The sequence below is a fragment of the Pedobacter sp. 10L46_2 genome, assembly GCF_056395165.1.
The window spans coordinates 1-5,854 of the sequence record NZ_JBFTIZ010000264.1 but is presented as its reverse complement, the minus strand read 5'-3'; the positions used below and the strand labels follow the sequence as shown (position 1 = coordinate 5,854).

The following is a 5,854-nucleotide window of genomic DNA, read 5'->3' as shown; positions in this document are numbered from 1 at the left end:
TCCTAAGTATGCTCCATGTCCTTTATTAATAAACATGGTTACTGCTGGCAACAAAGGGATTAAATCTGGTGAGGGCTTCTATAACTATTCTGAAGGTGTTAAAGAAGCCAAAGTTGCCGCCAAGTTTAGTATATAGTTAGTATTTAGTAGGTAGTACTTAGTATTTAGATTAAAGGAAAGCTACAGAATAGAATTTAATATATCTGATTTTAAATGTATTTTTGGATGTTTAACACCATGTCTAAGTACTAAATACTAAGTACTAAATACTATATTAAAAATAAATGAACGAAAATCTTGATCCTTCTTCTGAAAGCCTATCTCCTATTGAACGTGATATAGAGAAAGTGCTGCGTCCGCAAGTTTTTGAGGACTTTACAGGACAAGAGAAAATTATGGAAAACCTCAAAATCTTTGTAAAAGCTGCAAAGTTAAGAGGAGAACCATTAGACCATGTTTTATTACACGGCCCCCCGGGTTTAGGTAAAACAACACTTTCTCACATCATTGCAAATGAGATGGGTGTAGGCATTAAAATAACGTCGGGACCTGTTTTGGATAAACCTGGTGATCTGGCAGGGCTACTTACAAATCTGGATACTGGCGACATCCTATTTATTGATGAGATTCACAGATTGAGTCCACTAGTTGAAGAGTATTTATACTCTGCAATGGAAGACTATAAGATTGATATCATGCTGGAAAGCGGACCCAATGCCCGTTCAGTTCAAATCAGTCTGAATCCTTTTACCTTAGTAGGTGCAACTACCCGTTCTGGTTTGCTAACTGCACCTTTAAGGGCGAGGTTTGGAATTAATTCCAGATTGGCTTATTACGACGCAAAGTTACTTACAACCATAGTTTTAAGATCATCTGATATTCTAAAAACACCAATTACTGAGGAAGGTGCTTACGAAATAGCACGCAGAAGCCGTGGTACACCTCGTATTGCCAACGCATTATTGAGACGGACACGGGATTTTGCCCAGATTAAAGGCAACGGAAAGATCGATACTGAGATTGCTCGCTATGCACTTAATGCCCTAAATGTTGATGAGCATGGTTTGGACGAAATGGACAATAAAATTCTTACCACCATTATAGATAAATTTAAAGGTGGGCCTGTTGGCTTAAAAACGATTGCTACCGCAGTTGGGGATGATGAAGGAACCATTGAGGAAGTTTATGAACCTTTTCTGATACAAGAAGGGTTTTTAATGCGTACCTCTCGTGGCCGTGAAGCAACTGAAGCAGCATACAAGCATTTGAAAAGAAATTTTCCTGGCCAAACAGGTAAATTATTCTGATCATTATACTTCATTAGCCTTTAAAAAACAGCCAATAGATTAACAAAGCAACAACAAGAATGGGAATTATCCATTTTAATACTGGGGCAGCCCCGTTTTTATCGTATTCGTCTACAGCCTGACGTGAAGGTCCCGGATCATCCTGATGCTTTGAGTAGTTCGTCTCAATTGGCTTATGAGGTTTTAGTGGATCCTCTGAATGTTTAACATCTGCATTATCCATAATATTAAGTTTTAGTTACTTAATAAACAATTAAAGAACTTAAAGGTTTGATAAGCAAAGATTATCTTTGCATTTCATGAACAGTAATTCTGCAAAATACAGCAAAATGATTAAGGATGAAGCCATTCGCTTAGGCTTCATGCAATGCGGTATTGCCAAAGCTGAATTTCTTGAAGAGGAAGCGCCAAGGCTCGAGAAATGGCTGAATAACAATTACCATGGAGAAATGGCCTACATGGAGAATCATTTTGATAAACGCCTGGACCCAAGATTATTGGTTGACGATTCAAAATCCGTAATATCGCTAACACTAAACTATTTCCCGGAAGAGCAACAGAGTGATCCTGATGCACCAAAAATATCCAAGTATGCTTATGGTACAGATTACCATCTGGTAATTAAAGACAAGCTGTTTCAATTGCTCAATTTCATTTCAGAAGAGATTGGCGAGGTTAATGGGCGCGCTTTTGTAGATTCCGCCCCTGTTCTGGATCGCGCATGGGCAAAACGTGCAGGCATTGGATGGATCGGAAAAAACAGTAACCTGATCAGTAAAAAAAGTGGTTCATTCTTCTTTCTGGCCGAACTTATTGTAGACTTAGACCTGGAATATGATAATGCTTTTGAGACCGACCATTGCGGAACATGTACCAAATGTATAGACGCCTGTCCTACCGATGCAATATTATCTCCCTTTATTATTGATGCAAAGAAGTGTATTTCTTATTTAACGATAGAGTTAAGGGATGAAATCCCTAATACTTTTAATGATAAGATGGAGAACTGGATGTTCGGATGTGATATTTGTCAGGACGTATGCCCCTGGAACAGATTTTCCGTACCTCACTCTGAGCCGAAGTTTCAGCCTAAAGAAAACCTGTTAAACATGAAACGGGAAGACTGGCTCGACATTACTGAAGATGTATTTAAAAATATATTTAAGAACTCGGCGGTTAAAAGGACTAAATTCAAAGGACTTACCAGGAATATAGATTTCATAAAAAAACTGCCTGATAATTAATTCAGGCAGTTTTTTCTATTTCCCGAACTTCATTTTTAGCTGTTCCAACATATCGTTAGTCACATCAACTGCGGGTTTTTCCTTTTTAGGCTGAGGCTTAAATGCCGGCTTTGCCTGGTTTGGGTTAGGCTTATTTGCTACATGCGGTTGTGCCTGCTTAGGAGCCTGCGACTGTTGCCCTTGTTGTTGCTGTTTCTCAAGTTTAAGCTTTTCCTTCTTTTTATTCCATCTATCCCAAATTTCACCAAGCTTTTTCTTTGTATATAAAGGAAAATCACCTTGTTTCATCCAGGCATAGTAACTAGGTTCAGTATCAAAAACCTGCTCTACAGTTTTGCCCTTGTGCTTTCCGAAATTGAAAATCTCTTCATTATCTTCATTAAAAACCATTCGGCCTGCAAAATCCACAGGTTTATTCATATTTGTAAAAGTATGAAGGGCATCAACACTGTTCTGAACCGGTTTGGATATGTTACCTTGTTTATCCTCGAATTCTGTGTCCTTATAGCGCTCAATTTGAGCCAATAAGACATGATAAGTGGCAGTGATATCTGCTTCTGCAGAATGCGCATTTACAATATCTTTATCACAGTAGAATTTATAGGCGGCACGTAAGGTACGTTGCTCCATTTGATGGAATATATTCTGAACATCTACAAACTTCCTGTCGGACATATCAAAATCCACTCCTGCCCTTAGAAACTCTTCAAGCAATACAGGAATATCAAATCTGTTTGAGTTATATCCTGCTAAATCAGCATCTCCAATAAAATCAGAAAGTTCTTGTGCTACATCTTTAAATGTTGGCTCGTTTGCAATATCCTTATCATAAATTCCATGAATTAAAGATGATTGCAGAGGAATAGGCATTTCTGGATTAATACGTAGCGTTTTAATTACTTCCGAACCATCAGGCATGGCTTTTAGTATGGCAATTTCTACGATACGATCGGCACCAACATTAACTCCGGTAGTTTCTAAATCAAAAAAAGCAAGCGGACGATTTAAATATAATTTCATTTCTAACATTTTGTAGCTCTTCAAAAGTCGTAAAAATCATCCATTAAACCTTAACTTATTTGATAATGCATTAAATTCTGAAACAAATGGTTTTAATGTATATTTTTATTTCCTTTGCTGTATCAATACTGCTATATAATATCGCTCCATTATGAAACTTTTTTCCATTGCGCTTCTTTTATCGTTTTTTTCGATTAGTCATTCTTATGCTCAGGATTTTGAGTATGCAAGAATTACAGGAAGTGATATTGAATTAAAAAACACGCAACTAGATAGCAATGCTAATGCTATGGTTATCAGAGAATTTGGCACTACAGCCGTACAGCTGGATAATGCAACCGGTAAAACCTACATTGATTTTGAATATCATGTACGCATTAAAATATTTAATAAAGAAGGTTTTAACCATGGAAATATTGTAATTCCATTGAGGATATATCGGGATGATGAAGATGAAATTAAAGAACTAAAAGCCACTACGATAAATATTGTAAATGGTCAGCTGGTTAAAACTGAGCTGGATAAGAAACAAGTATTCAATGAGAAAAAGAACAAATACGTTTCGCTAACAAAATTTACGATGCCCAACTTAATGGATGGAAGCATTATTGAATATAGCTACCGACTGCATTCGCCTTATATCTTCAACTTTAAAACATGGGAATTTCAATCAGACATCCCAAAGTTACACAGCGAATATATAGCCAATATCCCTGCTATCTATAATTACAATGTTTCGTTAAGAGGGGCGCAGAAACTTACCAAGCAGAATGCAGAAATAAAGAAGGAATGTTTAATGATTGCAGGAAATAAGATTGACTGTTCAAAAATGACCTATATTATGAAGGACGTTCCGGCATTGATTGAAGAGGATTATATGACTGCCCCAAGTAACTTCAGATCGGCCATTTACTATGAGCTTTCTGACTATGTTATGCTTAATGGTGGCAAAAAAAGCATCACTAAGACCTGGAAAGATGTTGATTATGAATTAAATTCAGACAAATCATTTGGCACTCAAATGAAGCGAAAAGATGTTTTTAAAGAGCTGATGCCTCAAATATTGGGCAAAGCCAGCGATGATTTAAGCAAGGCAAAAGCCATTTATAATTACATTAGGAAGAATATAAAAATGAATGGTTTCATTGGTATTTACAGTGAGAATAACATTAAAACCGCTCTTGAAAAGCACTCTGGAAATACCGGAGATATAAATTTAGCATTAATTGCTGCTTTAAGCGCCGCAGATCTGGATGCTGAAGCCGTAATATTATCAACCAGGGCAAATGGGGTAGTTAACAACCTTTATCCGGTGATCAGCGATTTTAATTATGTGGTTGCAAAGGTTAATATTGGCGATAAAAGCTATTTACTGGATGCAACAGAACCCCTGTTACCATTCGGCCTGCTTCCATTACATTGTATAAATGGAAATGGCAGGGTTATTAATTTAAAGAAACCATCTTACTGGTACGATTTAAAAGCCAGTCAAAAAGAGTCTACAAAGTATGTCCTTAATGCGGAATTAACTGCAGATGGAAAACTAAAGGGCAAACTAACTACTTACTCATTAGGGTATGCTGCACTTAAAAAACGCCAGCGCATTGTAGCAGCCAACTCTGTAGATGAGTATGTAGAAAAGTTAGACGAACAAATGCCCGGAATAAACATATTAAAACATTCAATAGAAAATGTAGATAGCCTGGACAACACGCTGGTAGAAGACTATGAGATTGAAATGAAGGTCTTTGACAATTTAAATGCCGATCAATCATACTTTAATCCATTCTTTATTAATCGTATTACTAAAAACCCATTCAATTTAAATGAAAGGACTTATCCTGTTGATATGGGGGCGGCAAGCGAAGAAAGGATCACCATGATCATTAAACTTCCTGCTAATATTTCTGTAATTGATAAACCGAAAGATATGTCGATGGCGCTGACAGAAAATGGCGGGAAATATCTTGCCTCAACATCAATGCAAGACGATTCTTTTGTTTTCAATGAGATGCTTCAATTCAATAAACCTATTTACGAATCTGAGGATTACTTGTCATTGAAAGAATTTTATAGCCGTATTATACAATCGCAAAAAACTGATATTGTATTTAAAAAAACCAAGTAAATGCTGAAGAGATTATTACTTCTGATTTTTATTGCTGTTGCCTTTAAGGGATACGCTCAGGAGCAACCAGATTATAATGTAGAAAACATTCCTTCTGCATTAAAAAGTCGTGCTAATGCCGTAGTCAGAAACATGGAGACTACCGTAGATATGCG

5 protein-coding genes are annotated in these 5,854 nt (G+C 36.7%); 3 read left to right on the top strand and 2 right to left on the bottom strand.

All coding sequences use genetic code 11. The annotated features are described in order from the left end of the window. The first annotated feature begins 284 nt into the window (after positions 1–284). Positions 285–1,307: a Holliday junction branch migration DNA helicase RuvB gene (ruvB, locus tag AC1DDX_RS21680; RefSeq protein ID WP_172663310.1), complete on the top strand. Its 1,023-nt coding sequence runs from the start codon at positions 285–287 to the stop codon at positions 1,305–1,307. 13 nt (positions 1,308–1,320) lie between these two features. Here ruvB and AC1DDX_RS21675 read toward each other — a convergent pair whose 3' ends face one another. Next, on the bottom strand, positions 1,321–1,530 hold the full coding sequence (locus AC1DDX_RS21675; RefSeq protein WP_172663311.1) for a hypothetical protein: 210 nt from the start codon (positions 1,528–1,530) through the stop codon (positions 1,321–1,323). 76 nt (positions 1,531–1,606) lie between these two features. Between AC1DDX_RS21675 and queG the strand changes: the two genes are divergently transcribed. Further along, positions 1,607–2,551, top strand: coding sequence for a tRNA epoxyqueuosine(34) reductase QueG (gene queG / locus AC1DDX_RS21670; protein WP_337714887.1), 945 nt, complete (start codon positions 1,607–1,609; stop codon positions 2,549–2,551). Positions 2,552–2,566: 15 nt separating this feature from the next. Here queG and AC1DDX_RS21665 read toward each other — a convergent pair whose 3' ends face one another. Further along, positions 2,567–3,571: a 3'-5' exonuclease gene (locus AC1DDX_RS21665; RefSeq protein ID WP_172663313.1), complete on the bottom strand. Its 1,005-nt coding sequence runs from the start codon at positions 3,569–3,571 to the stop codon at positions 2,567–2,569. A 151-nt stretch (positions 3,572–3,722) separates the two neighbouring features. Between AC1DDX_RS21665 and AC1DDX_RS21660 the strand changes: the two genes are divergently transcribed. Then, a complete protein-coding gene (locus AC1DDX_RS21660) occupies positions 3,723–5,699 on the top strand; it encodes a DUF3857 domain-containing protein (protein WP_477622579.1) in 1,977 nt (658 codons plus the stop codon). Positions 5,700–5,854: the final 155 nt, after the last annotated feature.